Origin of the sequence: Microcoleus sp. AR_TQ3_B6, assembly GCF_036702785.1 — a bacterium.
Taxonomy (GTDB): domain Bacteria; phylum Cyanobacteriota; class Cyanobacteriia; order Cyanobacteriales; family Microcoleaceae; genus Microcoleus.
This window is the reverse complement of record NZ_JAUBVJ010000207.1, coordinates 1-2,918: the sequence shown is the minus strand read 5'-3', so window position 1 is coordinate 2,918 and position 2,918 is coordinate 1. Positions and strand designations below refer to the sequence as shown.

Below are 2,918 nucleotides of genomic sequence, written 5' to 3'. Positions count from 1 at the left end.
GAACAGGCAGGATAAATCCTGCAACGCCCTTTCATCCCCGGACTGAAGTCACGGGGTTTTCAGGGTATTCCTTATAAGTCCTGCAATTAGCAATTGCTAATTGCCTAATTCCAACGCTTCTTGCGCTGTCGCTGGTTCGCCACCGCCTCCACCAGTCCCAGCGCGAGAAAATTACTCAGCAGCGACGCATTCCCGTAACTCAGGAAAGGCAGCGGAATGCCCGTAACCGGAGCCAAGCCAATGTTCATCCCAATATTTACGAACACCTGAAAAATCAACATTGACAGTACGCCGATCGCCAGCAAAGAACCAAAATTATCGTTAGCAGTTTGAGCGAGCATCACCAACCGGAAACAAATTATCCAAAACACCAACAGCACGCAAATGCAGCCAATAAAGCCCAATTCTTCGCCAATAGCTGAAAAGATAAAGTCCGTATGCTGTTCGGGAATAAAGTTAAGCTGAGTTTGCGTTCCGTGAAACAAACCCCTGCCTTTGAGTTCCCCGGCCCCAATAGCAATCCGAGATTGAATCAAGTGATATCCGCTGCCTAAAGGGTCTTTCTCCGGGTTTAAAAACCCTGTCAGACGCATTTTTTGATAATCCTGCAGCACATTCCAAAAAATATGTCCGACGTGTCCAGAAACAACGTTCACCAGCACAGCACCGAAAGTCCCCAACCAGGGCCAAGGTAACGATCGCCAAGCGATAATACCCGCAATAACTACCCAGGCTACCCAAATCGGTGTAGACAGGTTGTAGAGGAGAACTGAGAATAGAGGAGAGAATAGCAATATCAGCCAGCCGGGATTGACATTTCCCCAGTAAAACATCCCCATTGTGATTGCGCCGAACACCAAGGAAGTACCTAAATTTGGTTCGGCAAATATCAATCCCCAGGGTACAGCCATAATCGCCAGCATCCTCAACATATTACCCACCGTCGGGACAGTCTTGTCGTGCAGGAGAGCTGCTAAAGTGACAATCATCCCTACTTTGGCAAATTCTGAGGGTTGCAGGTAGAAGCCGCCGATGTTGATCCACCGCTGGGCACCGAGCCCTGTAGTACCGATAAAACGCACTGCGATCAGCGACAAATTGATTAATATGTAAATCGGCCATTTCCACTGAATCAGTATTTGGTAGCGACAGCGGGAAATGATGATGGCGAGGAACAAGCCGACTCCGCCAGTTACCCAGTGCCGCCACCAGTCGATCAGCCCCTGGTTGATTTCGACGCTGCGGATCATGATTCCCCCGAAGATGGTGAGGCCGATGCAAGCGGCAAACAGCCAAGGGTCTGCTTCTTCCCAGGGTTTGAAGATGGATTTCCAGCGATTTCTGACTTGTATTCTCTGCAACATGAGGATTTTAGATTTTAGATTTTAGATTTTAGATTATCGAGCCGATTTTCGGAAGTTGTGGATATATAGCCTTTCGAGCGTAACATGAGGTACTATCTGGCATGGGGCATGGGGCATGGGGCATGGGGCATGGGGCATACCTCACCACGCGATTGAACCGCTATAGTTCGGATTCAGATCCTGCACCGTACTGTAGAAGCATCGGTGTCAGTATGTCACTTTATTCGGCCAGTTGTACGGAGGTTCCGGGCCGTCAGCAACGGGCCGCCGGAGTGCGCGGACACACCAATCTCGTAAGGTGCGCACGGGGCACGGAGTACCAATCGACCTCTAGGGTGCACAGTGCGAACCTTACCCGAATAGGGCACCACAAATCAAGGTTCGCGGTGACAGCGGGCCGATCGCGATCGCACTTCGAGCCCGATCGCGATCGGCAAATTCTAGAATACTCAGGCTGGTTCGTAAAGGTATTCAAAACCGTTACCGTCGGGGTCTCTGCCGTAAAAAGATGCTGTACCGTCGCGGTGTTCGTGAATCTGGGTGACGGAAACACCATCGGCTTTGAGTTGTTGGTAAGCCGATTCCATTTCGGCGCGATCGTCAAATACAAACCCAAAGTGTGGCCCTGCTTGGTCGTAACTCGGACTCAACAGCGCCAGTCCGTCCTCTCCTGCTTTCAAATAAGCCCAGTCTGCATCTTTCCATACTAACTCCATGCCCAAGTTTAGATAGAACTCAGCAGATTTCTCTATGTCTTGCACGCAGACAGCTACGTGTCCCAATCGTTTTAGTTTCATATCTACCAAATTTATGGTTGTGCTTTAGTTTATTGTATCTATTTTCTCATTTATTGCTCGATTAATTAGGTATCTTTTCGGTTTTGTGTATGACAGCTAACTGTACTTTTTCTACTTGTTTGCTGGCGTCCATTTCGCTAAAAAGTTGAACGGCGCCCTCAAAATTTTCTTGGACTTTCTCGATGTTACCAAGTTTTTGTTCTGTCAGTGCTAATTGATTGCAAACTTCGGCTTGGTCTAATCAGAGCGCCGATCGAGTATTTGGATTCGTTCTGCATGGTGCTGCATGGCGAGGGTCAAATTCTCCCCGTTCTCGGTACAGGCCTTGACAAGGGAATTTCAAAGGTGGTACAAGCCCCCGCATTTATCCGTGGAATCAATCCAAAATCGAAAATCGAAAATCCTCAAGCCCCCACATTTATCCGTGGGGTCAATCTAAAATCTAAAATCTAAAATCTAAAATCGATTGACGGCACTTCTGCCGCAACAATTTGTCCCGACTGGGTTTCTACTTGGGAATAGCTGCGCCCAAATCGCTCTACAACCTATCTTCAGGATAAATCCATCATGTCTATTAACTATGTTGAACAGGATTTACGCAAGTACGCTGGATCAGTTCTAGTACCATGTGTCGAGAGTTGAAAAGACAGGGACTAACAAAAAAAAGACGCTAGGTAGCACGGTAGTGCTTTTTTGTAAAGGGCGGAGAAAAATAGTAAAATAGAGCGACGATCGTGAAAGAGGAATGATGGAATGA

General features: G+C 47.9%; 2 protein-coding genes. Both read right to left on the bottom strand.

What is annotated here, in order from left to right:
* Positions 1-104 precede the first annotated feature (104 nt).
* Positions 105-1,364: a rod shape-determining protein RodA gene (rodA, locus tag QUB56_RS36665; protein ID WP_332961267.1), complete on the bottom strand. Its 1,260-nt coding sequence runs from the start codon at positions 1,362-1,364 to the stop codon at positions 105-107.
* Between the two features lie 449 nt (positions 1,365-1,813).
* Positions 1,814-2,161, bottom strand: coding sequence for a VOC family protein (locus QUB56_RS36660; RefSeq protein ID WP_332961266.1), 348 nt, complete (start codon positions 2,159-2,161; stop codon positions 1,814-1,816).
* Positions 2,162-2,918 lie beyond the last annotated feature (757 nt).